Origin of the sequence: Actinoplanes siamensis (genome assembly GCF_016862395.1) — a bacterium.
GTDB lineage: Bacteria > Actinomycetota > Actinomycetes > Mycobacteriales > Micromonosporaceae > Actinoplanes > Actinoplanes siamensis.
Map to the genome: position 1 here is coordinate 39,637 of NZ_BOMW01000050.1, position 26,493 is coordinate 66,129.

Sequence of the window (26,493 nt, forward strand, 5' to 3'; positions counted from 1 at the left end):
CGCACCGCCCCGCGCGCCGCCGGTCCTGCGCCCCCGCTCGTCCGCGCCCGGCCCCTGCTCGGCGGCCCGCCGAGCCGCCCGGCGCTCCTGGCGGCGTTGCTCGTTGCGCTCCCCCGGCGTCAGCCGCCGCTCACCCGGCTCCGGGTGCCGCTGCTCGTCGCCTTCCGCGGGCGCCGGCCGCTGCCCGCTGCGCTCCCCCGGCTCCGGACGACGCCGCTCGCTGCGCTCCTTCGGCTCCGGACGACGCCGCTCGTTGCGCTTCCCGGGCTTCTCGGGGGTCATGCGGTCACCGTGCCCAGCAGCGTGCCGGCCGGACCCGCGACGTGGATCGGGGCGTCGGCGGCCAGGTCGCGGACCGCGGCGTGGCCGGCACCCTCCAGGTCCGCGGACGCGGTCACCACCGCGGCCGCCTCGATCTTCGTGGCGCCGGAGGACGCGGCCTGGGCCACGGCCAGCTGCAGCGCGGAGACGGTGAGGCTGGGCAGCGTCACCGAGGCGGCCGCATACGTACGGCCGTCCTGGTCGCGGACCGCCGCGCCCTCGGTGGCGCCCACCCGGGCGCGGGAGCTGCGGGCCAGGGTGACCAGCTTGGCGTCCTCGGCGCTGAGCGGGGTGCCGTCCGCATTCGGCACGGGGACGGCGGTGAACGACTGCTCAGGCATCGGCGGGAAGTCTTTCCTCGTTCTCGGTGGCGTTCTCATCGTTGTCGTCGGCGGGCGGCGCCGGCCGGGCCCGGCGCACCAGCACCGAGTCGATCCGGTTCCGCCTGCCGGTGGTGCCCTCGGCGATCAGGTGCAGACCGCCCACGTCGGCGTGGGCGCCCGGGATCGGCACCCGGCCCAGCGTCTGCGCGAGCAGGCCGCCGACCGTCTCCACCTCGTCGGTGGGCAGTTCCACGCCGAACACGTCGCCCAGGTCCTCGATCGGCAGGCGGGCCGCCACCCGGACCGCGCCGTCCTCCAGGTGCTCGATCGGGGGGCGCTCCACGTCGTACTCATCGGTGATCTCGCCGACGATCTCCTCGAGGATGTCCTCGATGGTGACCAGGCCGGCCGTCCCACCGTACTCGTCGACGACGATCACCAGGTGGTTCCGTGCCGCCTGCATCTCGGAGAGCAGATCGTCGACCGGCTTCGACTCCGGCACGAACGTCGCCGCGCGCATCGCGTCGGCCACCGCCTGCGCGGCCGCCGCCGGATCCCCGTTCTGCGTCCGCCGGATCACGTCTTTGAGATACAGCACGCCGAGCACGTCGTCGACGCTCTCGCCGATCACCGGGATCCGCGAGAAACCCGAGCGCAGGAACAGGTAGAGCGCCTGCTGCAGGCTCTTCGGCGCCTCGATCCACACCATGTCGGTACGCGGCACCATCACCTCGCGGGCGATCGTGTCACCCAGCGCGAACACCGAGTGGATCATCTCCCGCTCGCCGTGCTCCACGACGCCGCGCTGCTCGGCCAGGTCGACCAGCTCACGCAGCTCCACCTGGCTGCCGAACGGCCCCTCCGGGAACCCCTTGCCCGGGGTCACCGCGTTGCCGATCAGGATCAGCAGCGAGGCCAGCGGGTTGAGCACCCGGCCCAGCCAGCGGACCAGGGGCGCGGCGGCGCGGCCCACCGCGTACGCGTGCTGGCGCCCGACCGTGCGCGGGGCCACCCCCACGACGACGAAGCTGACCAGCGTCATCGCGCCGGCCGTGACCAGGGCCGCCGGCCAGCCCACCCCCCAGCTGTCCACCGCGACCAGCGCCACCAGCGTGGTGGCGGTCAGCTCGCAGAGCAGCCGGAGCAGGAGCAGCAGGTTGACGTGGCGCACCACGTCGGAGGCGACCGCGGCCAGCGCGCCCGCGCCCCGATGCCCCTCGCGCTCCAGCTCGGTGGCCCGGGCCGCGGAGACCGTGGCCAGTGCCGCGTCGGTCATCGAGGCGAGGCCGGCCAGCAGGACCAGCCCGACCGCGTAGATGATCAGTTGCAGGTCCGGCAGGCCGGCCGAGGCGGGGTTCACGATCAGCCGGCTTTGCGCCCGGCGCGCCAGCTCTGCAGCAGTTTGGCCTGCAGAGCGAACATCTCGCGCTCCTCCTCCGGCTCGGCATGGTCGTAGCCGAGCAGGTGCAGCGCGCCGTGCACGGTGAGCAGGTGCAGCTCGTCGGCGGCCGAGTGGCCGGCCGCCGCCGCCTGCTTGGCGGCCACCTCGGGAGCCAGCACGATGTCACCCAGCAGCGCCGGCTCGCCGGTGCCGGACTCGCCGGGACCGTGGTCGACGCTGCCCTCGTCCATCGGGAAGGCGAGCACGTCGGTAGGCCCGTCGCTGCCCATCCAGCGGTGGTTCAGCTCAGCCATGTAGTCGATGTCGACGAGCAGGATGGACAGCTCGGCGAGCGGGTTGACCCCCATCTCGTCGAGGGCGTGCCGGGCAACCGCGAGGATCGCGTCGGTGTCGACCTCGACTCCCGACTCGTTGGCGATCTCGATGGACATAGTGGTGCGATTACCCCTTGTGACTAGCGCCGACGCCCGGCCCGGCCGTTGGCGGCCCGCCCCGGGACGGCGTGAACGGAATTAGCTGCCTGTTGCTCCTGCGCGGCATCGAACCGCGCGTAGGCGTCCACGATCTCCGCGACCAGCCGGTGCCGCACCACGTCGGAGCTGGACAGCTCGGCGAAGTGCACGTCCTCGACGTCGCGCAGGATCTCCCGGACCACCTTGAGCCCACTGGTCGTGCCGCCCGGCAGGTCGACCTGGGTGACATCGCCGGTCACCACGATCTTGGCGCCGAACCCGAGCCGGGTGAGGAACATCTTCATCTGCTCGGGCGTGGTGTTCTGCGCCTCGTCCAGGATGATGAAGGCGTCGTTGAGTGTCCGACCGCGCATGTAGGCCAGCGGCGCTACCTCGATCGTGCCCGCGGCCATCAGGCGTGGGATGGACTCCGGGTCGAGCATGTCGTGCAGGGCGTCGTAGAGCGGCCGCAGGTAGGGGTCGATCTTCTCGGTGAGCGTGCCGGGCAGGAAGCCCAGACGCTCGCCGGCCTCGACCGCCGGCCGGGTCAGGATGATCCGGTTGATCTGCTTGGCCTGCAGCGCCTGCACGGCCTTGGCCATCGCCAGATACGTCTTGCCGGTACCGGCGGGGCCGATGCCGAAGACGATCGTGTTCTCGTCGATGGCGTCGACGTAACGCTTCTGGCCCAGCGTCTTGGGCCGGATGGTGCGGCCCCGCCGGGACAGGATGTTCAGCGTCAGCACCTCGGCGGGGCGCTCGGAGGTGTTCTCCTCGAGCATCCGCAGGGTGCGGCGGACCGCGTCCACGCTGAGCGTCTCGCCCTTCTCGATGAGCTCGATGAGCTCGGAGAAGAGCCGCTCGGCGGTGGCGTTGTCGGCCGGCTCGCCGCTGATCGTGATCTCGTTGCCGCGCACGTGCACGTCACTGCTGAGCGTGCGCTCGATGAGCCGGAGGATCTCGTCCTTGGCGCCGAGCAGGTTCACCATGATCTTCGGGTCGGACACCGAGATCTTGGTCTGCGCCCGCACCGGGCTGGACGAGCCCGTGCTGGAAGGGTTCGGCGTACCGGTCATAGGGCGGCCCTAGGGGCCTCCGCCACCTGCTCTCTAACTAAGCGCCGTCCCGTCGGTGCCGGTCGAGGCTCCCGGGGCGGCGTGCTCAAGGATCGTGCCATCCTATCCGCTCGCCCGCCGCCCCGCCGATGCCATTATCGGCAGGCCGTTCGACAGATCACCCGGGCGCGGATCAGAACGGGCCGTCCGAGGCCGCGCCGCCGTCGAAGGCCTCCTGGCGCCGGGTGAACCGGTAGGTGGCCCAGTGCATCAGCGTCACCGCGCCCGACTCGTCCCGGGTCAGCCGGAGCAGCTCGCCGGCCTCGCGCCCGGAGATCGTCCGGAGCACGTCGGGCTGGTCCGGCAGCGGCCGGAAGATCGCCGGCGGGCGGTCCCCCGGCGCCTCCGCGGCGCGCGCCTGCAGCTGCCCGTCGTGCCAGGCGAAGACGAACTCGGAGCCCTCGCTCCACCAGCGGCCCAGCACCGGCCGGTAGGGCGCCGGCGCGGGAGCGGCCACCCGCCACGGCCGGATCTCCGCGGGATCCGTCTCGACCGCGAGCCGCAGCAACTCGTGCACCAGCTCGTTGGTCTGCCCCGCGGTCCCGGAGGAGCCGAGCACCGCGCAGCCCAGCCCGCCCGGGTTGCCCTCGCCGCCGCGCCGGCCGTAGACACCGGCCAAAAAGCCCGGCATGGCGCCGTCGTGGCCGACGTGCATCACCCGCTTGCCGTCCGGGCAGAGGATCAGCCCGAGCCCGAAGCCGGCCGCCCAGAGCGTCTCGTCGGTGGTGGTCAACGGCCAGCGCATCTCGTCCAGGGTGGCCCGCCGCAGCACCCGGTCGTGACCGCCGTCCGCCAGGAAGGCCGCCCACCTGGCCATGTCCGAGGCGGTGCTCCAGAGCTGCGCGGCCGGGGACACGCCGCCCAGGTCGGGGGTCGGCTCCGGGCGGGCGGCGTCGGAGTACGCGTCGACCAGGTAGCCGACCACCGCCTCGGCCGGCCGTTCGACAGTGGTGTGCGCGAGCCCGAGCGGCTCCAGGATCCGCTCGGCGAGGATCTCCGCCCAGCTGCCGCCGCGGAGTCGCGCGACGAGCTGCCCGAGCACCGCGAGGCCGAGGTTGGAGTAGTGGTAGCGGCGCGCGTTGGGCAGCACCCGCTCGGCGCGGTCCAGCTCGGCGATCATCCGGCCGGCGTCCGGGCTGATCAGCGTGTCCCACACGTCGCCGTACGGCTCGCGCTGGTAACCGGCGGTGTGCGAGAGCAGCCGGCGGATCGTGGCGTCGCCGTGCGCCGGCACGTCGAGGTGGCGGGAGACCGGCTGGTCGAGGTCCAGCAGCCCGTCGTCGCGGGCCTGCATGACCAGCACCGCGGTGAACGTCTTGGTGACCGAGCCGATCCGGAACCGGCTGCCCGGCCCGAGCGGGCGTTCCGGGTCGCCGGACTCGCCGACGGTGAGGACCCACGGTTCGCGGTCCGGGCGGACCAAGGCGACGCTGAGCGCCGGAATGCGGCCGTCCGCCTGAGCCCTGCGGACGGCGCGCTCGTAGCGCGGGTGCGCCTCGGCGGCCGTCGCGTCCCGGCCGGTGCCGGTCGCCGCGCTCACCGGCTGGCCGCCCGGGTGGACGCGTGCGGTTGCCGCCCGGCCTCGGTCGGCGCGCTCACCTGCCGGCCAGCATCGGTCCGAGCGGGGCGCCGCCGACGACGTGCGCGTGCACGTGGAAGACCTCCTGGCCGGCGTACCTCCCGGTGTTGAAGATGACCCGGAAGCCGCCCTCGGTCAGCCCCTCGGCCTGCGCGACGGCGGCCGCGGTGGCCAGCACGTCGGCGGCGGCGGACGGATTCGCGGTGGCCAGGGCCACCACGTCGGCGTGATGCTCGACCGGGATCACCAGCACGTGGGTCGGCGCCTTGGGGTCGAGGTCCCGGAAGGCCACGGTGGTGTCGGTGCGGTGCACGACGGTCGCGGGGATCTCGCCGGAGACGATGCGGCAGAACAGGCAGGAGTTGTCCACCTGTCGGATCTTAGGCGTGCCGGAAGTGGGCCCGAATGGGTCCGGAGAGATCACCCAGCGCTGGGAGTACGGCGGGTGCTCGGGCCCGCGAGCGAGGATCCGACGGTTACCAGCGGCCGAGCCGGGCGGAGAGGACCGAGAGGGCGGCGACCCCGGCCGTCGACGTCCGCAGAACGGACCTGCCCAGCCGCACCGGCAGCGCACCGGCCTCCCGGAAGGCGTCCAGCTCGGCGTCGCTCACGCCGCCCTCCGGGCCGACGATCAGGACGACCTCCCCGGACTCCGGCAGCGCGGCCGTGGTCAAGCGTTCGGTGACCTCCTCGTGCAGCACGAAGGCCGCGGCCGCGCCGGCGGTCCGGGCGGCGACCTGCCTGGTGGAACAGTCGGGCTCGCCGGCCACCAGCGGCAGCCAGGCGCGCCGGGCCTGCTTGGCGGCCTCGCGAGCGGTGGCCGCCCACTTGTCGCGCGCCTTGAAGCCCCGATCACCGCGCCACTGCGCCACCGACCGGGACGCCGCCCACGGCACGATCTCGTCCACACCGACCTCGGTCATCGCCTGCACGGCCAGCTCGCCCCGGTCCCCCTTGGCGATCCCCTGCACCACGACCAGCCGCGGGTCGGCCGCCGCCTCCCGCGACAGCTCCCTGAGCACGACGTCGACGCTGCCCTTGCCGACCGCGACGACCTCGGCGCGCGCCGTCCCACCCCGCCCGTCCGCGAGGATCAGCACCTCACCGGCACGCAGCCGCTGGACGGTGGCGGCATGATGCCCCTCCGGCCCGTCCAACGTGAACGACGATCCGGTGGGCAGGCTCTCGACCAGGAACAGCGGCGCGGACACCCCCGCACGGTACCGTGCGGCGCCGGACCGGCCGCGCCTCCACCCGTCGTCGGGACGCGACCATCCGGCCCGGCGGGCCCGGCGCCCACCCGGCCCCGCAAGCCGGCGACCTTCCGGTCCAGCACACCGGAACCCCGGTCCGGGGCACGCGCTGATACCCCGGGGGAGCCCGGCGAGGCGCGCGCTCACAGCCACAGCCGGGCAGCCCCGGCGAGGCACACCCCGAACGCGAGAATGAGGCGCGCGGGGCTGACGACGTACCGGCGAATCGGTGTGAGCGGGAGCGAACCGCCCACCGCACCCCGGCTACAGCCCCAGGAACCGCGAAAGCGGCGGCCGAAGAGCCGCCGCTTCCGTGAATCCCTGCTCAGTGACCGTTGAAAGCGTCCCGCATCCGGCTGAAGAAGCCGCCCTGCTTGCTCAGCTCGGCCACGTCCTCACCACGGGTCTTGGCGAAGTCGCGGAGCATCCGCTCCTGATCGGCGGTCAGCTTGGTGGGCGTCTTGACGTCCAGGTGGACGAAGAGATCGCCACGGCCCTGCCCGCGCAGGTGCGGCACGCCCTTGCCCCGGATCCGCAGCGTGCTGGCCGGCTGGGTGCCCGCCTTGACCTCGATGTTCTCTTCCCCGTCGAGGGTCTTGATGGTCATCCGGGTGCCCAGCGCCGCGGCCGTCATCGGTAGCGTGACCCGGCAGTGCAGGTCGTCGCCCTTGCGCGAGTAGACGTCGTGCGGGCGCTCGTGGATCTCCACGTAGAGATCGCCGGCCGTGCCGCCGCCGGGGCCGACCTCGCCCTGCTGGGCCAGGCGGATCCGCATGCCGTCCTCGACGCCGGCCGGGATCTTGACGGTGAGCGAGCGGCGGGTGCGGATCCGGCCGTCGCCGGCGCAGGTCGGGCACGGGCTCGGGATGATCGTGCCGTGGCCCTGGCAGTTCTGGCAGGGGCGCGACGAGACCACCTGGCCGAGGAAGGTGCGCTGCACCGACTGCACCTCGCCGCGGCCGCCGCAGACCTCGCAGGTGGCCAGGTGGGTGCCGGGCGCGGTGCCGGCGCCGGAGCACTGGGTGCAGAGCACCGCGGTGTCGACAGTGATCGGCGCCTCGACGCCGAACGCCGTCTCCACGAGGTCGAGCTCGAGACGCAGGATCGCGTCGGCGCCGGGACGGGTGCGGGGGCGCGGGCCACGGCTGCCGCCGCCGGCCGCGGTGCCGAAGAACGCGTCCATGATGTCCTGGAAGCCGACGAACGGGCCGGCGCCGCCGGGACCGCCGGGCGCGCCGCCGCCGGGGGCGAGCGGGTCACCCCCGAGGTCGACGATCTGCCGCTTCTGGTCGTCGGAGAGAACCTCGTACGCCGCGTTGATGTCCTTGAACTTCTCGTGCGCCTCCGGATCGGGGTTGACATCCGGGTGGTACTGCCGAGCCAGTTTGCGGTAGGCGCGCTTGATCTCGTCGTCGGTGGCTTCCCGGCTCACGCCGAGAATTCCGTAGTAGTCCTTGGCCACGGGGTTTGGAGTCCTCAATGTCTGCGCGGATCCGTCAATTCTGTGCCAACAGGTCGCCAACGTAGCGTGCCACTGCACGAACAGTAGCGATGGTGCCGGGGTAGTCCATGCGGGTCGGCCCCAGCACGCCGAGCCCACCAACGATCGTGGCGCCCGGTCCGTAACCGGTGCTGACCACGGAGGCCGACCGGAGGTTGTCGATCTCGTTCTCGTCGCCGATCCGGACCCGGGTGGTGCTCGGCTCCAGGTCGCCGATCAGCTTGAGCAAGATGACCTCCTCCTCCAGCGCTTCGAGGACGGGTCGCAGCGTGCCCTGAAAGTCCAGCACACCGCCGCGAGTCAGGTTGGCCGTCCCGGCGAGCGCGAGGCGCTCCTCACTCCGCTCGACGAGCGTCTCCAGCAGCACGGTGGCCAGACATGCCATTTCGCCGCGGCGCTCCGGCGCGCACTCGTCGACGAGTTTCTGCACCAGGGGCGGGGTGTCGGCGAGCCGCTGCCCGGCCAGTTTCTCGTTCACCCGACGCCTGAGGTCCCAGACGTCGCCCTCCGGGACCGGGCCGGGCATCTCGACCAGACGCTGCTCGACGCGGCCGGTGTCAGTGATCATCACGAGCATCAGCCGGGTGGTGGAGATCGGCACGAGCTCCAGGTGGCGCACCGAGGAGCGGGACAGGCTCGGGTACTGCACCACGGCGACCTGGCGGGTCAGCTGGGCGAGGAGCCGGACCGTGCGATGCACCACATCGTCGAGGTCGACGACGCCGACCATGAAGCGCTCGATGGCGCGGCGCTCGGCCGGGGTGAGCGGCTTGATCCGGGTCAGGCGGTCGACGAAGAGCCGGTAGCCGGCGTCGGTGGGCACCCGGCCGGCGCTGGTGTGCGGCTGGCGGATGTAGCCCTCCTCCTCCAGCACTGCCATGTCGTTGCGCACGGTGGCCGGGGAGACGCCGAGCTGGTGCCGCTCGACAAGCGATTTGCTGCCGACCGGCTCGCGAGTCTTCACGTAGTCCTCGACGATCGCCCGAAGCACTTCGAGCTTGCGGTCATCCAGACTCATATGACCCCTCCCTCTGGCACTCCCGCGGACAGAGTGCCAGTCTACGTCGCCGCTGGCTGCGGCGCGATGATCGAAATAACCCGGGCAGCGGCCGCTCTTCCGGAAGCGAAACAGTACGGCACCGGACCGCTCCCGTCAGGGCACGACGTCACGGATCACCGCGTCGGCCAGCAGACGCCCACGCAGCGTGAGGACCAGCCGACCGGCGTCGTAGGCGGCCGGCTCCAGCAGGCCGCCGGCCAGCGCCCGGGCGGCCGCCGGACGGTCGACCCGGTCCAGCGCGATGCCCTCGCGCAGCCGGACGCGCAGCATCACGTCCTCGACGTGGCGGTCCCCGGCGGTCAGCAGCTCCCGGCCGTGCCCCGGGGAGACACCGTCGTCCAGGCGTCCGGCGTAGGTGGCCGGATGCTTGACGTTCCACCACCGGACCCCGCCGACGTGGCTGTGCGCGCCGGGCCCCAGCCCCCACCAGTCGGCCCCGGTCCAGTACAGGAGGTTGTGCCGGCACTCGCCGTCCTTTTTCGCCCAGTTCGAGACCTCGTACCACTGGAAGCCCGCGCCGGCCAGCGTCTCCTCGGCGGCCAGGTAGCGGTCGGCGGCGACGTCGTCGGACGGGTAGGGCAGTTCGCCCCGGCGCATCCGGCCGGCCATCCGGGTGCCGTCCTCGACGATCAGCGCGTAGGCGCTGACGTGGTCCACCCCGGCGTCCACCACGGTCCGCAGCGACCTGGCGAAGTCCTCCTCGGTCTCCCCCGGCGTTCCGTAGATCAGATCGAGGTTGACGTGCTCGAATCCGGCTTCGCGGGCCTCGATGGCGGCCTGCGGAGCCCGGCCCGCGGTGTGCTTGCGGTCGAGGACCCGCAGGACGTGCGCCGCGGACGACTGCATGCCGAGCGAGATCCGCGTGAAGCCCGCCGACCGCAGTGCCCGCAGGCCGGCCGGGTCCACGGACTCCGGGTTGGCCTCGGTGGTCACCTCGGCACCGGAGGACAGTCCCCACGTACGGTCGATGCCCTCCAGGATCCTGCCCAGGTCCGACGGGCTCAGCAGGGTCGGGGTGCCGCCGCCGACGAACACGGTGTCCACCCGGCCCGGCTGGATCACCTTCGCGGCCAGGTCCAGCTCCCGCAGGACGGTCGAGGCGTACTCGTCCCGGCTCGCGCCGCCGCCCAGCTCGCCCGCGGTGTACGTGTTGAAGTCGCAGTACCCGCAGCGGCTGGCGCAGAACGGCACGTGCACGTAGACCGCGAACCCGTTCGCCCCCACGTCACGGGTCGCGTCGTCGGGGAGGGACCCGTCCGGGGGAACGGGTTCGCCATCAGGGAGTGCGCCGGCCATGCAGCAAGTGTGCCTGAGCGCCCGGACCGCCCGAGCGGGCCAGCGACCCCGGCCGGTTCCCGAACGGACGCTAAGGTGCCGGGCATGGATCTGGTCCGTACCGTCACCGAGGCCGGGGTGACCACCCTCACACTGGACAGCCCCGCGAACCGCAACGCCCTCTCCCGCGCCCTGATCACCGAGCTGCTGGCCGCCCTGTCCGACGCGGCCGCCGCCGTGGAGACCCGGGTCGTCGTGCTCTCGCACACCGGCCCGGTGTTCTGCTCCGGCGCCGACCTCAAGGAGACCGCCGCCACCGAACCGGGCCAGCGCCTGCCCGTCGAGCTGATGGCCGACCTGCTCGCCGAGATCTGGGAGTTCCCCAAGCCGGTGCTGGCCCGGATCGCCGGGCCGGCCCGGGCCGGCGGGCTGGGCCTGATCGGCGCCGCCGATCTGGCTGTCTGTGCGGCCTCGGCCACCTTCGCGTTCACCGAGGTCCGGCTCGGCGTGATCCCGGCTGTGATCAGCGCCACCGTGCTGCCGCGGCTGGCCCCGCGCGCGGCGGCCGAGCTCTACCTGACCGGCGACGTCTTCGACGGCGCGCGGGCCGCCCGGATCGGCCTGGTCACCGCCGCCGTCCCGGACGAGGAGCTGGACAGCGCGGTGGCCGGATACTGCGCGTCGCTGATCCGCGGCGGGCCGCTGGCCCTGGCCGGGACCAAGGAGCTGCTGCGCCGTACGAGGTCGGCCTCGATCCGGGCCGAACTGGCCGAACTGAGTGACCGTTCAGCCGGATATTTCACCTCCCCGGAGGGCCGTGAGGGCGTTTCCGCACGTCGTGAGAAACGTGACCCGGACTGGGTGCCGAAACAGCGATGATGATCTAGGTGCGTTCGTTGTCTACGCTTGGCGTCCGATCACGGAAGGGGTACGAAACGAGTGAAGACGGCAGTCGGCGTGCTCGCCTCACTCGTCCTCATCGCCGTCGTCAGCGTGGTCGTCGTCCTGCACCGCGGCCCCGGCGGGATCAACCTGCCGGCCCTCGGCCCGGAGTGCACGGTCAGCGCCGACGGCGAGGTCACGCTCGACTCGGCGCAGATGGCCAACGCGGCCACGATCGCCGCGGTCGGCGTGCGCCGGGACATGCCCGAGCAGGCGGTGGTGGTCGCCCTCGCCACCGCCCTGCAGGAGTCCAAGCTGGAGAACCTGGACGGCGGTGACCGCGACTCGGTCGGCCTGTTCCAACAGCGCCCCAGCAAGGGCTGGGGCACGGTCGAGCAGATCAAGGACCCGCGGTACGCGGCCGGCAAGTTCTACGGCGCCCTGAGGAAGGTGAAGGGCTGGGAGAAGATGCGGGTCACCGACGCGGCGCAGAAGGTGCAGCGCTCGGCGTTCCCGAACGCCTACGAGAAGTGGGCGGACGAGTCCCGCGTGCTGGCCCGCGCGCTGCTCGGCAAGGCCACCGGAGCGGTCGCCTGCACGGTCACCGGAGCTCCGGCGCTGCGCGGCGCGGCCGCTGCGGCCGCCCTGATGGCGGGCCTGAAGCTGGACTGGGGCGGGAAGCTGGACTACGCCAGCGAGGAGACGGCCGGCTTGACGGTTTCGGTCAGCAACACCAGCTCCGGCTGGCGGTACGCGCACTGGCTGGTGTCGCACGCCTCGGCCACCGGTCTCGAACGGGTACGTTTCGGCAATCTGGAATGGCACGCCCCGGACGGAAAGTGGCAGAAAGTAACCACGGATTCTGGTGGCGACAACGGCCGCGTCGTCGCCGAAGTGTTCAGCTGATCCCTACTCCCCGCAACTTTCGGTAACCTTTTGTAATTCATACCGGTCAAAGCGCCGTTCGCGCTGCGTATACATCGACATGGACAGTGCGCAACCCTCCTGGTACTAAGTAGGGCGTGTTCTGGGGAGCGCTCGAATGGATCCTGCTGGGAGTGGGAGGCGTCAGCGCGATCGCCTACGGGGTGCGGCGCCATCGACCTGCGCGGAAGGCGCCGTGGTGGCTGCTGGCCGGGTCGCTGGCGGCTCTCGCCGTGGGCGACGTCTGCTATTCGTACCGGCACGTCCCGATCCTGGAGGACCTCGCGGACCTCTGCTATCTGCTGATGTTCGCCCTGACCGCGTTGTGCCTGCTGCAGTTCACCCGCGGCGGCGCGCTGCTCGGGGACCGGGCACGACTGATCGACCTGCTCGCGCTCAGCTGCTCGACGCTGCTGATCGTCTGGGTCTTCGTGATCGGGACGGACGGCCGGTTCGAGACGGTGTCGCCCGCCGACGTGATCGGAGACCTGCTGCTGCTCGGGGTGGCCAGTCGCCTGGTCGCGGCCGACCGGCGCAACGTGGCGGCCGTCCTGCTGCTGGCCGGCGCGCTCGGGATGCTCGCCGGCGACGTCGGGTACCCGCTGGCCCGCGGCCCGCTGACCGAGTCCGCCTTCGTCGTGCTCTACGTCTGCTGGGGCCTGGCCGCTGTGCACCCGTCGATGATCCGGCTCACCGAGCCGGCGCCGGACCGGCCCAGTCCCTGGAAGTTCCGGTGGTCGGTGCTGCTCGCCGTCTCGGCCGCCGGTCCGCCCACGGTCCTGCTGATCGAGGCGCTGCGCGGCGAGGTGGAGGACGGCGTGGTGATCGCCGTCACCGGCGCGGTGACGCTGGTGCTCACGATCACCCGGCTGGCCGACGCGATCCGGCAGAACAGTCAGGCGCTCACCCGCGAGCAGGGCCTGCGCGCGGCCACCGCGGCGCTGGTCGCGGCCGCGGACCGGCCCGCCGTGGACGCCGCGGTGCGGGCGGCGGTCGCCCAGCTGCTGCCACCCCAGGCGGTACGCCGGGTCGCGCTCGCCGACGAGTTGGCCCCCACCGAGCTGCCCGCCACGCCGGCCCTGCCGGGCAGCCGCAGCTGGTGGCTGGACGCCGCCGGCCCGGACGACCGCACGCTGGTCTGCCCGCTGCGGCTGGAGCCGCTCGACGTGGCCCGGCCCAGCGGTGGCGCGCTGATCATCACCGGCCGCCGGGAGGACCTGGTGACCGGGCACGACGCGCTCGAGGTGCTGGCCGGGCAGGCCGCGCTCGCGCTGGACCGGATCACCCTGGTCGAGGCGGTCGGGCGGCGGGACAGCGACCTCTATCTGCGGGCTGTGATCCGCAACACCGCCGACCTGATGGCGGTGATCGACACCGACCAGCGGATCCGGTACGCCAGCCCGGCGCTGCGCGACCTGCTCGACCAGGAGGAACTGCCCCCGCTGGCCACCCTCGACGAGCTGGTCGACCCGGACGACCGGGCCCGGGTGCGCACCGCGCTGCGCTCGCACGGCGACGGCACGGTGCACTGCGCCCTGCAGCGGGCCGACCGGACCCAGGTGCTCGTCGAGCTGACCTACCGCGACCTGCGCGAGGACCGGCTGGTGCAGGGCCTGGTGGTGACGATGCGCGACATCACCGGCAACCACGATCCGGCCGAGCTGCACCCGTACGGGGAACACAGCGCGGAGATGCCCGCCTGGGTCAATCGCCGCTCCGCACAACAGCGTTTCCGTTACTGAAAGACGATTCTTTCGTACGACACGAAGAAGCGCCGGTTCTCGGGGGAGATCCGGCGCTTCTTCGTTCGCTCACACAACCCGCCTGCGCGGGGCCTTGCCTGCGGCCTTGCGTTATCGGGTCAGACCCCGGCGACCGGTCACACCGACGGTCAGGGCGACACCGATCGCGGCCAGCACGACCTGGAAGAAGAACTCGATCCAGTCGAAGCCGTTCGTGTCAGCGACACCGAAGGCCCGGGCCAGCACCGTACCCAGCAGCGCCGCGACGACACCGATGACCATGGTCAGCCAGATCGGGATGTTCTGCTTGCCGGGCACGACCAGGCGACCCAGAGCGCCGATGATCAGACCGACGATCAGGGCGGTGATGATTCCGGTGACAGTCATTGAGGTCCTCCTCGGGGGTGGTACTTGTTCGGTTGCGTCCGTCGAGCACCTGTGTTCCCGACCCCCGGAAAACTCAAACCGCCCTATTTTTTGGCGCCCTTCGGGTCGGCCGCCTCGGAGGTGGAGAGCGCGGCGATGAAGGCCTCCTGCGGCACTTCCACGCGACCCACCATCTTCATCCGCTTCTTGCCTTCCTTCTGCTTCTCCAGCAGCTTCCGCTTCCGGCTGATGTCACCGCCGTAGCACTTGGCGAGCACGTCCTTGCGGATCGCGCGGATCGTCTCGCGGGCGATGATCCGGGAGCCGATAGCCGCCTGGATGGGCACCTCGAACTGCTGCCGCGGAATGAGTTTCTGCAGCTTGGCGGCGATCGTGGTGCCGTAGGAGTACGCCTTGTCCTTGTGCACGATGGCGCTGAACGCGTCCACCGGCTCGCCGTGCAGCAGGATGTCCACCTTGACCAGGTCGGCGATCTGCTCGCCGGAGGGCTCGTAGTCCAGCGAGGCGTAGCCCTTGGTCTTGCTCTTCAGCTGGTCGAAGAAGTCGAAGATGATCTCGGCGAGCGGCAGGGTGTACCGCAACTCCACCCGTTCGGAGGACAGGTACTCCATGCCGAGCAGCGAGCCACGGCGGCTCTGGCACAGCTCCATGACGGCGCCGACGTACTCGTTCGGCACCAGGACCGTGGCGCGCACCACCGGCTCGTGGATCTCGGCGATCTTGCCGGCCGGGAACTCGCTCGGGTTGGTGACCGTCTGCTCCTTCCCGTCCTCGGTGACCACCTGGTACACCACGTTCGGCGCGGTGGAGATCAGGTCGAGGCCGAACTCGCGCTCCAGCCGCTCGCCGATGATCTCCAGGTGCAGCAGGCCCAGGTAACCGACCCGGAAACCGAAGCCGAGCGCCGCGGACGTCTCCGGCTCGTAGGTGAGCGCGGCGTCGTTGAGCTTCAGCTTGTCCAGCGCGTCGCGCAGGGCCGGGTAGTCCGAGCCGTCGATCGGGTAGAGACCCGAGTAGACCATCGGCTTGGGGTCCTTGTAGCCGCCCAGCGCTTCCTTGGCGGGACGGCTGTTGCCGGTGACGGTGTCACCGACCTTCGACTGGCGGACGTCCTTCACGCCGGTGATCAGGTAGCCCACCTCGCCGACGCCGAGCGCTCCGGCCTTCTCCATCTCCGGCGAGGCGACACCCAGCTCCAGCAGCTCGTGGACGGCGCCGGTGGACATCATCCGGATCCGGTCGCGGGCCTCGATCCGGCCGTCGATGACCCGGACGTAGGTGACCACGCCGCGGTACACGTCGTACACCGAGTCGAAGATCATCGCGCGGGCCGGGCCGTCCGGGTCCCCGACCGGCGGGGTGAACTGGCGGACGATCTCGTCCAGCAGGTGGTCCACGCCGACGCCGGTCTTGCCGGAGACGCGCAGCACGTCGGTGGGCTCCACGCCGATCAGCTTGGCCAGCTCCTCGGCGTACTTCTCGGGCTGCGCCGCGGGCAGGTCGATCTTGTTGAGCACCGGGATGATGTGCAGGTCGTTCTCCATCGCCAGGTACAGGTTGGCGAGGGTCTGCGCCTCGATCCCCTGCGCGGCGTCGACCAGCAGGATGGCGCCCTCACAGGCGGCCAGGCTGCGGGAGACCTCGTAGGTGAAGTCGACGTGGCCCGGGGTGTCGATCATGTTGAGGACGGCGGACTCGCCCTTCTTGTCCCCCTCACGCACCGTCCACGGCATGCGGACGGCCTGGGACTTGATGGTGATGCCGCGCTCGCGCTCGATGTCCATCCGGTCCAGGTACTGAGCGCGCATCTGTCGCGGGTCGACCACCCCGGTGATCTGCAGCATCCGGTCGGCCAGCGTCGACTTCCCGTGGTCGATGTGGGCGATGATGCAGAAGTTGCGGATGCGGCTGGGATCGGTCGATCCGATCACGTTCACGCCGGGGTCGAGCGGTCCAGGCACGGTCGTCCGTTCTTCTCGGGGTGGCTGGGTCGGGCTTGTCGAGTGCCGGCTCGCACGCCGGCGCTCCTATCGTCCCACGCCCGGCCGGGCAGGTCCGATCACACCCGTTCGAGCGGCTCGTGCGGGCCCGGCGGCAGCTCCACGGCAACCGGATCCCCGGGGCGGATCGCCCCACCGCGCAGCACCACACCCATCACACCGGCCTTGCGCACCACGGCGCCGTCGGCGTCCTGCCCGAGCACCTCCTTGAGCAGCCCCGGCCGGAACCTGTTGATCTGCGCACACGGATTCCGCAGCCCGGCGATCACCACAGCGGCCCGGAAGTCCCCGCCGCCGCGGGCATCGCGCTCCGCGGCCCGCGCGACCGCCTCCGCCGCGCGGGCCGTCGCCTCGTCCAGCGTCGCCGCCGCGGCGGCCGCCAGCACCGCCCGCACCGGCTCCCCCACAGCCGCGCCGGCATCCGTCCCGGACCCGGCCACCGCGGATCCAGCCCCTCCGGTGCCAGCCGACTCGGACCCACCCGCCACGGGCGCAGCCGCCACGGGCGCAGCCGCCACGGGCTTGGCCTTCCGCGCCTCCGCCGCCGTCCCATCGGCCGCCGCCTCCGCCGGGCCGAAGCGCAGGATCGTGCCACGCGGCAGCCCGAGCAGGTCGATCCCGCGGGTCGTCACGTTCTCCCCGATGCCGCCGGCGGGCACGTCGTAGCCCTTCCCGGCCACCTCGTCGAACAGCTCGGCCTGGATCAGATGTACCTGCCGCAGATTCGGCTGGGACGGATCCGCCCGGACCCTGCTCCGGTGCCGCACGTTCACCCCGGCGTGGATGTCCCCCTCCACCCCGAGCCCCGCCACCAGGACGATCTCGTCCCGGTTCGGCTTGGTGAACGTGTAGGCGTCGTTCCGGCTGACCGCTGCGACTGTTCCCGACTCACCACTCATGCGCCGAGTCTCACCAGCCACCGCCCCACTTCTCGACCCCGTTTCCCATTTCCGGTCCGGCACCGGCCCTGCCCGCGTCCACCGGCCCGGCACCCACCGGCCCGAACACCGGCCCCGCGCGATTCACACCACACCGGCCCGAGCCGGAACCCCATCGGCCCCAAACGATCTCCAGATGCCGCCGACCCCGACCGAGCGGCTCCGGCATCCACGGCTCCGGCACCCGCGGCGCCAGGGCTCAGTCCGGCGGCTCCAGGAAGAGCGCGGACAGCTTGGGGAGGCGCCGCCGCATCTCGTCCTCGTTGTCGAAGTCCCACAGGTCGTCGACCGCCGGCCGGGTGCGTGGCCGGTCCTCCGCCGGCAGGGGCTCGCCGGTGGCCTGCTGGTAGGCCCGGGCCGCGATCCCGAGCACCTCCTCCGCCTCGAAGACCGCGCCGGTGTCCGCCGCCTCCTTGATCACCACCACGTTGGCCAGCACGTCGGGCGACTTGACCGCGGCGGCCACGGCCTTGCGGCCATGGGCGATCAGCCAGCCCCGGAAGGCGTCGAAACCCGCCTCGTCGGCGCCGCTGTTGATCAGATAGGCGGCGGCCCAGAGATCCTCCGTCCCGGAGGCCGCCAGCACCTTGTCCAGGTGGCGGCCCCAGGCGACGATCTCCTCCGGATCGTGCGTGGCCAGCTCGGCGACGGCACGCTCGGCCACCTCGGCGGGGGACGCCGGCCGCGACGCGGTCGCGCGGTCGATGACCGCCCAGAAATCGTCGGTTCGCATGCGGCGATCCTGCCAGTGCCCTCCGACATTTTCGGCGACGGCAGGATGGAGTCATGCGGCCGATCACTCTGCCCGACGTTCCGTACGGCTCTACCGCCGTACGCCCGAATTGGAAAGATCTGCCGGAAACCCTGCGCGAAGCGATCACCTTGCGCCTCGGTTCCCCGGTCTGCGCCGCGCGCAGCGCCGGCGGCGGTTTCACCCGGGCCTTCGCCGCCGTCCTCGAGACCGAGGCCGGGACCAGCGCCTTCGTCAAGGCGGCGCCGCTTCACGACCCGACCTCGCAGTGGTACGCCCGGGAGGCCGCCGTCACCGCCGCCCTCCCACCGGAGGTGACCGCCGCCCGCCCGATCTGGACAATGACCGATTCTGACTGGTACGTGCTGTGCCTGGAGGCGGTCCACGGCCGCATCCCGGCACTGCCCTGGTCGCCGGACGACCTCGGCACCACGCTGCGCACCTGGTCGGCCGCGGCCACCGCGCTCGCCTACCCGTCCCCGGCCCTGCTGGCGATCGGCCTGCCCCGCCTGCCGGACATCGTCCGCGACGAGATGTCCTGGTGGTCGCTGATCGCCAAGCGGCGGGAGCCGATGCCCGAACCGGCCCGGGACACGGTCGCGCCGCACCGCCTCGCCGACCTGGCCAAGCTCGAACGCGCCCTGCCCGACCTGGTCGCCGGCGACGCCATGACGCACGGTGACCTGCGGCTGGACAACGTGATGATCGATTCGGGCGGCCGCGGCTGGCTCTGCGACTGGACCTGGCCGTGCCTCGGCGCGCCCTGGTTCGACACGGTGCGGCTGCTGGTCAGCGCGCACGCCAGCGGCCTGGACACGGACGCCGTGCTGCGCGCGTGGGGCGCGCCGGACGACGGGGTGGACGGGGCGCTGGCCGCGCTTTCCGGGTATTGGCTGGTCAACGCGGGCAGCGAACCGAGCAGCGCGTCACCGCACAGCCGCCAGCACCAGCGGTTCAGCGGCCGGCAGGCGCTCGCCTGGCTGGCCGAGCGCCGCGGCTGGACCGCGACCCCCGAGAAGCGGCGCTGGTTCCACCGCTGAAGCAGCCGCAGGCTGCGCCGGTCCTGTTGGGGCCCCGCCGCTGAAGCAGCCGCAAGCGGCGCCGGCCCTGCCGGGGGCCCCGCCGCTGAAGCGGCCGCAAGCGGCGCTGGTTCCGCCGCTGGAACACCCGGCTCCGCCGCCGGAGCGGGCTGCCGGCCCGCCGCGGAGCCCGCCCGCCACCGGCGCCGCATCCGCCGTTGGAGCGGAGCCGTTTTGGCGGCTCGGAGGGGTGCTGGTAGTCTGGTTCCTCGCGTGTGGTGACACGCTGTTGTTTCCTGCACCGGCATCGCCGGGTGAGACGGCCGCGCGGTGACCACTCGTTAGGACCATTTTCCGAACTAGTCAGGACAAGGCTGTCGCGTGGCGAACATCAAGTCCCAGATCAAGCGCAACCGGCAGAACGAGAAGGCCCGTCTGCGCAACAAGTCGGTCAAGTCGTCGCTGAAGACCGTGATCCGCAAGCTCCACGAGGCGAGCGACGCGGGCAACGCCGAGACGGCGACCGCGTTGCTGCGTGACGCTTCGCGTCAGCTGGACAAGGCTGTCAGCAAGGGCGTCATCCACAAGAACCAGGCGGCCAACCGCAAGTCGGCCATCGCCAAGAAGATCGCCTCGCTGTCCGCCTGATCCTCCTTCGGATCAGATCGGCGGCCATACGGAAGCGGCCGCCGGCTCCGCCCGCCGGCGGGCGGGCAGACGAACGAAAGCGGGCATCGCCGGACCTCACGGTCCACGCGGTGCCCGCTTCGTCTTTCCGCTGGCAGGCTGCTTCCCGGCACGCCCGCCGGGTGGAAGCCCGCCGGGTGGAAGCCCGCTCAAGGGCACGCCCGCCACGCGGGAGCCCGCTCAAGGGCACGCCCGCCGCTTGCGGCCCGCTCGGCGCCGGGTCTTTCTTCCCGAGGTACGCCGCAAGGTTCCCCATTCGCGGTACGCCCCGGGCACCCGCCCGGTCCCAGTGCCCGGGCACCCACACCCCGCGGCCGGCCGCGCACCCCACACCGCAAGCCCCGTGCGAATCCTCGGCCGGGGCCGATCGTCACTCGTAGCGCCGCACCGCGGACTGCCGGGCCATCTGCTGGCGTACATCCAGTTCCTCGGTCCAGGGCCGCCGCACCGGCGCCACATTGACCACCGGCGCCGCCTCGCCCCCGGAGAAACGCCCGTGCCCGGCCTCCGGGCAATCCCCCGACGGCCCGTAGTCGCCCTCCGGATCCCCGCCGACCCCGGAGAACCGGCCGCCCCCCGAGGACGACGGATCAGCCGCACGACCGGACCGCCCGTAGTCGTTGTCCGGCGGGAACCACACCACCCCGGTCGGCCGGGTCCCGGCATCCACGGGCGGTGGCGCCACCGGCGTCCGCACCCGCGGCTGCCAGTCCCCCGAGTCGAACCCGAACCCCCCGCCGCCGTCACCGGTCGGCCACTCCGGGGCATGCCCGTTGCTGTGCGGCCGGTGCACGTGCCGTTCCCGTAGCACCGCGGCGCGCGCCGCCACCGGCTCGGCCGCCGCGGCGGGCGGCGCCAGCCAACCGGCCACCAGGTCGTTGAACTTCACCATCACCGCGACCGCCATCGGCAGCACCAGCACACCCCACCAGCTGACCAGCTCGGCCAGGGCGAGCAGGACGCCCAGCGAGATCGCGCCCTCCAGGAAGACGAAGCAGAGCAGCCCGCCGGGGGTGAGGTGGCGCAGGCACAGCATCCGCGCGTACAGCGGCCGATGCGCCACGCCGGCCCGCCGGGCCCGCACCGTCCGGGTCATCGGGCGCCTCCGCCGCGCCGTGCCGCGGCCACCGCGAAGACGGCCTGCTCCAGCGCGTACCCCCGGTCCTCGGCTCCGCCCTTGACCGCCGCGTTGCAGTCGGCGGCCGCGCGCATCGCGTCGACCAGGCCCTCCGGCGTCCAGCCACGGCTGCGCTCCTGCGCCCGCTGGATCTTCCACGCCGGCATGCCCAGCGTGCTGGCCAGCTGGTACGGGTTGCCCTTGCCGGCCGACGCCACCCGCGCCACGGTCCGCACGCCGTCGGCCAGCGCGTCGGCGATGGGCACCGGGTCGACGCCCACGTGCAGCGCCCAGCGCAGCGCTTCGAGCGCGCCGGGCAGGTCGCCGATCATCGCGGCGTCCGCCACCGTGAAGCCGCTCACCTCGGCGCGGCCCTTGTAGTAGCGGGCCACCACCGCCTCGGTGATCTTGCCGTCGGTGTCCGCGAGCAGCTGCGAGCAGGCCGCGGCGATCTCCCGCAGGTCGTTGCCGACCGAGGCGAGCAGCGCGGACGCGGCCGCCTCGTCGCACCGGCCGCCGGCCCGGCGGAACTCGTCGCGGACGAAGGCGATCCGCTCCCGGTCGCCCTTGAGCTTCGTCGCCGGCACGACGGTGGCGCCGGCTTTCTGCAGACCGTCGGCGAACGCCTTGCCCTTGGCGCCGCCCGGGTGGGTGACGATCAGGGTGACGTCGGGGTCGGGATTCCTCGCATAGGCCAGCAGGGCCGCGGCGAGCTCCTTGCGCGCGTCCTGACCGTTGCGGACGACAAGCACCCGGCGACCGCCGAACAGCGACGGGCTGAGCATCTCGGCCACCTCGCCGGGAAGGAGCTGGCCGGCTTCGTATTCCCGGACGTCCGCGCCGGGGTCGGCCGCGCGCGCCGCCTCCACCGCCGCGGTGACGGCACGGGCGGCGAGCAGTTCCTCATCGCCTTGGACGAGCAGCAACGAGGGCGGCGGCGCGACGTTCACGCCCGCCATATTCGCACGTCCGGCCGACACTCCGACGAGGCTCACTCGTTGGCGTCGCGGATTCGATCACTGCACGCGAAACCCGACATATCGGCGCTCGCGCATGCTTAGTTTGCCGTGACCTGCGCACTCCGGAAACTACGGGCAGAAGATTCGGCAGGTCATCGACCATTCCTCCCGTTCGGAAAATAGCTTACCAATCGGGCATGTCGCCCACTGTTCATGTCACTCCACCGTCCCGGGACCACGTACCGTCACCGCCAGCCGGCCATCGGCGGCTGTCACCGCCACATCGCCGGACTGGTCCGTACGCAGCACCCGCGCCCCACTCCGGACCAACCGGGCCAGCAGCGACGCGTTCGGATGGCCGTAGTCGTTGTCCACCCCCACCGAGACCAGCGCGACCACCGGGTCCACCGCGTCCAGCAGTTCCGGCGACTGCAGCGCGCTCCCGTGGTGCGCCACCTTCAGCACGTCCGCCCGCAACGCCGTCCCGAACCGCCCCACCAGGTCGTTCTGCTCCTCGGTCTCGGCGTCGCCGGGCAACAGCACCGACCGGCCGCCGGACGTGGCCCGCAGCACCAGCGAGTTGTTGTTCGGATCCGAGTTCGTCCCGCGCAGCGGCTCCAGCGGGGCGAGCGCCTCCAGCCGCAGGCCGCCCACCTCGTACGTCCAGCCCGGCCCGACCGTCCACACCGGCGCCCCCGCCTTCCCGGCGGCCTCGGCCACCTCCCTGCGCCCACCCGCCGGCTCCGGCCAGTCCGGCCCGGCCACCGCCGCCACGGCACGTCCCCGGAAGAGCCCGTCCATCCCGCCGATGTGATCCGCGTGATAGTGGCTGACCACGAACACCGCCACCTCGCGGATCCCGAGCCGGCGCAGGCACCCGTCCACCGGGTCCGGCTCCGGGCCGGCGTCCACCACCACCGCCCGCGCGGCGCCGGCCGGCAGCACGATCGCGTCACCCTGCCCCACCGCGCAGGCCACCACCAGCCAGCCCGGCGGCGGCCAGCCGGGGGCCAGCAGCCGCACCGGCAGCGCGCCGAGCACCGCGCACACGGCCACCACCGCGGCCAGCCGGCGAGCCACCGGCCGCCGGGCCGCGACCAGGACCATCACCGTGAGCACGGCCAGCAGCAGCGCTCCGGGCACGCCGGCCGGCCAGGGCAGCGCGCCGGCCGGCACCCGCGCTCCGGTCCGCGCGACCAGCACCAGCCACTCGGCCGGCCAGTGCCCGAGCCAGGCGGCGAACTCCGCGCCGACCGGCCACACCGGGGAGAGCAGCGCCGAGGCCACTCCGAGCAGCGTGGCCGGGGCGATCGCCGGCACCACCACCAGGTTGGCCGGCACCGCGACCAGGCTCACCGTCCCGGACAGCCCGGCGATCACCGGTCCGCACGCCACCTGCGCGGCGGCCGGCACCGCCAGGGCCTCGGCGGCGCCCGGCGGCCAGCCACGGGCCCGCAGCGCGTCCCGCCAGACCGGCGCGAGCAGCAGCAGACCGCCGGTGGCCAGCACGGACAGCGCGAACCCGGCGTCCGCGGCCAGTTCCGGGTCCGCGATCAGCAGCACCGCCCCGGCCGCGGCCAGCGCCGGAACCGCCGCCCGCGACCGCCCGGACGCCAGCCCGAGCAGCCCGATCGCCCCCATCGCGGCGGCCCGCACCACGCTCGGCGACGGCCGGGCCAGGATCACGAAGCCGGCCAGCGCGAACGCGCACACCACCGCGCAGAGCACCGGCCCGGCCCCGGCTCGCCGCACCACGAACAGGACGACACCCAGGATGATCGCCACGTTGGCGCCGCTCACCGCATTCAGGTGCGTCATTCCGGTGGCCTGGAAGTCGGCCTCCAGCCCCGGGTCCAGCCGGCTGGTGTCACCGACGACCAGGCCCGGCAGCAGGCCGCCGGAGTCGTCCGGGAGCGGTTCGCAGGCCCGCTGCAGCCCGGCCCGCAGCGCGCCGGCGGCACGCTGCGCCCAGGAGGACTGTCCGATCAACCGTGGAGATTTCCGTACGGACACCACTGCCGCCCGCAGATCGCCCGGTCGCGGCGCCGTCAACCTGCCCACGGCGAGCACGTGCTGCCCGGGCAGCAGTCCACGCCAGCCCGGGTCGCTGCCGAGCACCAGCGCCCGCGCGGACAGCCGGACCGGGTCCCCGCCGCCTGCCGGGCGGACCCGTTCCAGCTCGACCGCCACCAGATAGGCGCGCGGCCCCGGGCCGCCGGTCAGCGCCCGCGGATCGTCGCGGACGACAGCCCACACCTCGACCGGCTCACCGGACTCGATGAGCGCCACCAGCGGCCCGGCCTCCCGGACACTGACCCGCGCCGCCGTGGCCACCGCTCCGCAGCCGGCTCCGAGCGCCACAGCCACCATGATCCACCGCAGCGCCGCCCGGTTCCGGACACGCCGTTGCGACTCGGCCGGAATCCGGCGGCGACGGGTTCCGGTGACGTTGTGCCGCGAGCCGGTCCGCTCGTGCTGGTCTCCTTTCCCCCGCTCGCCCGCCGCCCCCTTTCGCGGCGGCCCGGCGGCCAGCGCGCCCACCCCCGCCGCACCGCCGGCGAGCAACCCGTCCCGGGCGGCCAGCCGCAACGCGACCAGCGACGCGAGCCACACACCCACCATGAACCCGGCAAGCCGCAGATCCGGCGCCGCCCGCACCCGCGCGGACGGCTGACGACGGGGCGCCGGTGGCCCGGTCACACCGTCACCAGGTCTTTGAGCTGCTCATAGCGGGCGTCGCCGATCCCGTCCACCTTGCGCAGGTCGCTCACGGCGCGGAACCCACCCTGGGCGTCCCGGGCGTCCAGGATCCGCTGGGCCAGCACCGGGCCCACCCCGGGCAGGGAGTCCAGGTCGGTCAGGGTCGCCGTGTTCAGGTTGACCAGCCCGCCGGGCGGCCCGGACGGTCCCGGAGCGGGCGCCCCTGGTGCTGTCGTCGTGCCCGGTGGCGGGGTGGCCCCCACCATGATCAGCTCACCGTCGGTCACTTTGCGGGCCAGGTTGAGGCTCGACACGTCCACGCCGGGCTGCGCGCCACCCGCCGCGGTCAGGGCGTCGGCCACCCGGGCGCCCGGCGCCAGGCGGACCAGGCCCGGCTTGCGGACCTTGCCACCGACCGCGACCACCACCTCGGCCGGCCCGCTGCCGCCGGCTCCACCGGCCGGGCCGCCGGCCCCACCCGCGGCGCCGGCGCCGGCCGGGCCACCCGCTCCTCTCGCGGCGGCCGCGAGACCGGCGCCGGCCGGGGAGCCGTCCGCACTCGCCGCGGTCCCGTCCAGGCCCGCGGTGACCGGGTCCACCCGAGGGCGGGACCGCCAGGCCAGGAACGCCGCCACCAGCACGACCACCACGGCGACCGCGGCCAGCGCCCGGACCCCGGGCCGGCCGGGATCGAAGGCGTGCAGCCACCTGCGGGGCCCGCCGTCCTCCTCGCCGAAGGCCCCCTTCCCGGGCAACACCGGCTCTCCCTCCTCGAACGTCCACGCATACCGCTCGTCGAAAGCACCTCCGGGAACGCCGGAAGGCAGCGGAGAACCGCCGGCCGCGGCAGTTCCATCAGGCAGGCCACGCCCATCACCCCTTGATCCACCGAAGCCAGCCGGGTCGAAGAAGCCGGCGGTGCCGCCCGGGGCGGGACCCCCGGGGTCGCCCGGTCCAGGCCGGCTCCCGTGGTCGCCCGCGCCGGCCGGACCGCCGGGAGCCGCGCCCCCGAAAGGGCCGGGATCGTCGACCTCCGACCAGGCCGGAACGATGTCCGACCACTGCAACGGCCCGCCGCCGGACGCCAGGTCGCAACGGCCCGCGCGGATGTCGTGCAGCGCCCGCATCCGGGTCGCCACGACGTCGTCGGTATCCTTCGCCTCTCGCACGACGCGAAGTCTGGGACTTCGGCGCCGGCGGGACCGGCCACCTTGTGGACGGAGCGGCACTGTGGACAACCCACACGATCTTTTCCGGCTCTGCTAAGGACGGCGCGTGACCAGAGAAGAGACGATCCTCCGGCTGCGCACCGCGGGCTGCGTCTTCGCCGAGGACGAGGCCGCGGTGCTGATCGAAGCCGCGGCGGCGAAGGCCCGCACCCAGACGGACCCGACGGCGACGGCCCGCACGGAAACGGACGCGGGGACGACGAACGTGATCCTGGAGAGGCTGGTCGAGCGCCGCTGCGCGGGCGAGCCCCTGGAACAGGTGGCCGGCTACGCCGACTTCTGCGGCGTACGAGTCCGCCTGCGCCCCGGCGTCTTCGTCCCCCGGGTGCGCAGCGAGCTGCTGGTCCGCCTGGCCGCGACAGAGGCCGGCCGGCAGGAGGATCCCCTCGTCGTCGACCTCTGCTGCGGTTCGGGCGCCCTCGGCCTCGCGGTGCGCCACGCCGTGCCCCGGATCACCCTGCACGCCGCCGACCTGGACCCGGTCGCCGTGGCCTGTGCCCGGGACAACCTCGGCGGCCACGTTCACCAGGGCGACCTGTTCGACGCCTTGCCGCCGGACCTGACCGGCCGCATCACCGTCCTGCTGGCCAACGTCCCCTACGTGGCCACCCGCCACCTCCCCTTCCTCCCCGCCGAGGCGCGCGACCACGAACCCCGCACCGCCCTGGACGGCGGCGACGACGGCCTGACGGTGCTCCGCGCCGTCCTCGCCGGGGCGCGCCGCTGGCTGGCCCCGGGCGGGCTGGTGCTCAGCGAGATCACCGAAGCTCAGGCCGGGGCCGCGATCGCCGCCGCCGATGGGAACGGATTGACGTCCGCCGTGGTCAGCGACGATGATCTCGACGCCCGAGTGATCACCGCGAGACGATAGGCAGCG

At 73.0% G+C, this 26,493-nt stretch carries 23 protein-coding genes and 1 pseudogene; 6 read left to right on the plus strand and 18 right to left on the minus strand.

From position 1 onward, the window contains the following. Positions 1 to 278 precede the first annotated feature (278 nt). From Asi03nite_RS24860 to hemW, 10 genes are all read right to left on the minus strand, one after another. Positions 279 to 662: a cytidine deaminase-like protein gene (locus tag Asi03nite_RS24860; RefSeq protein ID WP_203682867.1), complete on the minus strand. Its 384-nt coding sequence runs from the start codon at positions 660 to 662 to the stop codon at positions 279 to 281. Beyond that, positions 655 to 2,004: a hemolysin family protein gene (locus Asi03nite_RS24865; RefSeq protein ID WP_203682868.1), complete on the minus strand. Its 1,350-nt coding sequence runs from the start codon at positions 2,002 to 2,004 to the stop codon at positions 655 to 657. The genes Asi03nite_RS24860 and Asi03nite_RS24865 overlap by 8 nt, the downstream gene beginning before the upstream one ends. 2 nt (positions 2,005 to 2,006) lie before the next feature. Further along, on the minus strand, positions 2,007 to 2,477 hold the full coding sequence (gene ybeY / locus Asi03nite_RS24870) for an rRNA maturation RNase YbeY (RefSeq protein WP_203682869.1): 471 nt from the start codon (positions 2,475 to 2,477) through the stop codon (positions 2,007 to 2,009). 23 nt (positions 2,478 to 2,500) lie between these two features. After that, complete coding sequence (locus Asi03nite_RS24875) at positions 2,501 to 3,574, minus strand: PhoH family protein (protein ID WP_203682870.1); 1,074 nt, start codon at positions 3,572 to 3,574, stop codon at positions 2,501 to 2,503. Between the two features lie 172 nt (positions 3,575 to 3,746). Further along, complete coding sequence (locus tag Asi03nite_RS24880; protein ID WP_203682871.1) at positions 3,747 to 5,153, minus strand: serine hydrolase domain-containing protein; 1,407 nt, start codon at positions 5,151 to 5,153, stop codon at positions 3,747 to 3,749. 55 nt (positions 5,154 to 5,208) lie between these two features. After that, on the minus strand, positions 5,209 to 5,562 hold the full coding sequence (locus tag Asi03nite_RS24885; protein ID WP_203682872.1) for an HIT domain-containing protein: 354 nt from the start codon (positions 5,560 to 5,562) through the stop codon (positions 5,209 to 5,211). Between the two features lie 106 nt (positions 5,563 to 5,668). Continuing rightward, a complete protein-coding gene (locus Asi03nite_RS24890) occupies positions 5,669 to 6,403 on the minus strand; it encodes a 16S rRNA (uracil(1498)-N(3))-methyltransferase (protein ID WP_203682873.1) in 735 nt (244 codons plus the stop codon). 367 nt (positions 6,404 to 6,770) lie between these two features. Further along, on the minus strand, positions 6,771 to 7,907 hold the full coding sequence (dnaJ, locus tag Asi03nite_RS24895; protein ID WP_203682874.1) for a molecular chaperone DnaJ: 1,137 nt from the start codon (positions 7,905 to 7,907) through the stop codon (positions 6,771 to 6,773). A gap of 34 nt (positions 7,908 to 7,941) precedes the next feature. Further along, positions 7,942 to 8,964 (minus strand): heat-inducible transcriptional repressor HrcA, encoded by a 1,023-nt coding sequence (hrcA, locus tag Asi03nite_RS24900; RefSeq protein ID WP_203682875.1) that lies wholly within the window; start codon positions 8,962 to 8,964, stop codon positions 7,942 to 7,944. A 135-nt stretch (positions 8,965 to 9,099) separates the two neighbouring features. Further along, the gene (gene hemW / locus Asi03nite_RS24905; protein ID WP_203682876.1) at positions 9,100 to 10,302 is read right to left on the minus strand and encodes a radical SAM family heme chaperone HemW; all 1,203 of its coding nucleotides are present in this window, start codon (positions 10,300 to 10,302) and stop codon (positions 9,100 to 9,102) included. Positions 10,303 to 10,386: 84 nt separating this feature from the next. On the opposite strand from hemW, the gene Asi03nite_RS24910 reads away from it, so the two are divergent. The 3 genes from Asi03nite_RS24910 to Asi03nite_RS24920 all read left to right on the plus strand — a co-directional run bounded on the left by Asi03nite_RS24910 (position 10,387) and on the right by Asi03nite_RS24920 (position 13,829). Continuing rightward, positions 10,387 to 11,160: an enoyl-CoA hydratase-related protein gene (locus Asi03nite_RS24910; RefSeq protein ID WP_373872159.1), complete on the plus strand. Its 774-nt coding sequence runs from the start codon at positions 10,387 to 10,389 to the stop codon at positions 11,158 to 11,160. A 60-nt stretch (positions 11,161 to 11,220) separates the two neighbouring features. After that, a complete protein-coding gene (locus tag Asi03nite_RS24915) occupies positions 11,221 to 12,069 on the plus strand; it encodes a hypothetical protein (protein WP_203682878.1) in 849 nt (282 codons plus the stop codon). A 116-nt stretch (positions 12,070 to 12,185) separates the two neighbouring features. Further along, positions 12,186 to 13,829, plus strand: a complete 1,644-nt coding sequence (locus tag Asi03nite_RS24920) for a PAS domain-containing protein (RefSeq protein ID WP_203682879.1) — start codon at positions 12,186 to 12,188, stop codon at positions 13,827 to 13,829. Positions 13,830 to 13,940: 111 nt separating this feature from the next. Here Asi03nite_RS24920 and Asi03nite_RS24925 read toward each other — a convergent pair whose 3' ends face one another. From Asi03nite_RS24925 to Asi03nite_RS24940, 4 genes are all read right to left on the minus strand, one after another. Then, positions 13,941 to 14,216 carry a GlsB/YeaQ/YmgE family stress response membrane protein gene (locus Asi03nite_RS24925; RefSeq protein WP_203682880.1) on the minus strand — a complete coding sequence of 92 codons (276 nt, stop codon included), beginning with the start codon at positions 14,214 to 14,216 and terminating at the stop codon, positions 13,941 to 13,943. Between the two features lie 83 nt (positions 14,217 to 14,299). Beyond that, positions 14,300 to 16,177 carry a translation elongation factor 4 gene (gene lepA / locus Asi03nite_RS24930; protein WP_203682881.1) on the minus strand — a complete coding sequence of 626 codons (1,878 nt, stop codon included), beginning with the start codon at positions 16,175 to 16,177 and terminating at the stop codon, positions 14,300 to 14,302. 98 nt (positions 16,178 to 16,275) lie between these two features. After that, the gene (locus Asi03nite_RS24935) at positions 16,276 to 17,115 is read right to left on the minus strand and encodes an MOSC domain-containing protein (protein ID WP_203682882.1); all 840 of its coding nucleotides are present in this window, start codon (positions 17,113 to 17,115) and stop codon (positions 16,276 to 16,278) included. A 238-nt stretch (positions 17,116 to 17,353) separates the two neighbouring features. Then, positions 17,354 to 17,887, minus strand: coding sequence for a DUF4240 domain-containing protein (locus Asi03nite_RS24940; RefSeq protein WP_203682883.1), 534 nt, complete (start codon positions 17,885 to 17,887; stop codon positions 17,354 to 17,356). 53 nt (positions 17,888 to 17,940) lie between these two features. Here Asi03nite_RS24940 and Asi03nite_RS24945 point away from each other — a divergent pair, with 53 nt between their 5' ends. Both Asi03nite_RS24945 and rpsT read left to right on the plus strand, forming a co-directional pair. Further along, entirely contained in the window at positions 17,941 to 18,945 is a 1,005-nt protein-coding gene (locus Asi03nite_RS24945; RefSeq protein ID WP_203682884.1) for a phosphotransferase family protein, read from the plus strand. A 360-nt stretch (positions 18,946 to 19,305) separates the two neighbouring features. Beyond that, positions 19,306 to 19,572: a 30S ribosomal protein S20 gene (gene rpsT, locus Asi03nite_RS24950; RefSeq protein WP_122976768.1), complete on the plus strand. Its 267-nt coding sequence runs from the start codon at positions 19,306 to 19,308 to the stop codon at positions 19,570 to 19,572. Positions 19,573 to 20,452: 880 nt separating this feature from the next. Here rpsT and Asi03nite_RS24955 read toward each other — a convergent pair. The 4 genes and pseudogenes from Asi03nite_RS24955 to Asi03nite_RS24970 all read right to left on the minus strand — a co-directional run. Then, positions 20,453 to 20,707, minus strand: a pseudogene (locus Asi03nite_RS24955) (hypothetical protein); the annotation flags it as partial. Continuing rightward, a complete protein-coding gene (gene holA / locus Asi03nite_RS24960) occupies positions 20,704 to 21,687 on the minus strand; it encodes a DNA polymerase III subunit delta (protein ID WP_203682885.1) in 984 nt (327 codons plus the stop codon). The gene holA and the pseudogene Asi03nite_RS24955, both read right to left, overlap by 4 nt. A gap of 216 nt (positions 21,688 to 21,903) precedes the next feature. Further along, on the minus strand, positions 21,904 to 24,309 hold the full coding sequence (locus Asi03nite_RS24965; protein ID WP_203682917.1) for a ComEC/Rec2 family competence protein: 2,406 nt from the start codon (positions 24,307 to 24,309) through the stop codon (positions 21,904 to 21,906). A gap of 74 nt (positions 24,310 to 24,383) precedes the next feature. Then, complete coding sequence (locus tag Asi03nite_RS24970; protein WP_203682918.1) at positions 24,384 to 25,214, minus strand: ComEA family DNA-binding protein; 831 nt, start codon at positions 25,212 to 25,214, stop codon at positions 24,384 to 24,386. 448 nt (positions 25,215 to 25,662) lie between these two features. Here Asi03nite_RS24970 and Asi03nite_RS24975 point away from each other — a divergent pair, with 448 nt between their 5' ends. Then, positions 25,663 to 26,487, plus strand: a complete 825-nt coding sequence (locus Asi03nite_RS24975) for a putative protein N(5)-glutamine methyltransferase (protein WP_203682886.1) — start codon at positions 25,663 to 25,665, stop codon at positions 26,485 to 26,487. Positions 26,488 to 26,493 lie beyond the last annotated feature (6 nt).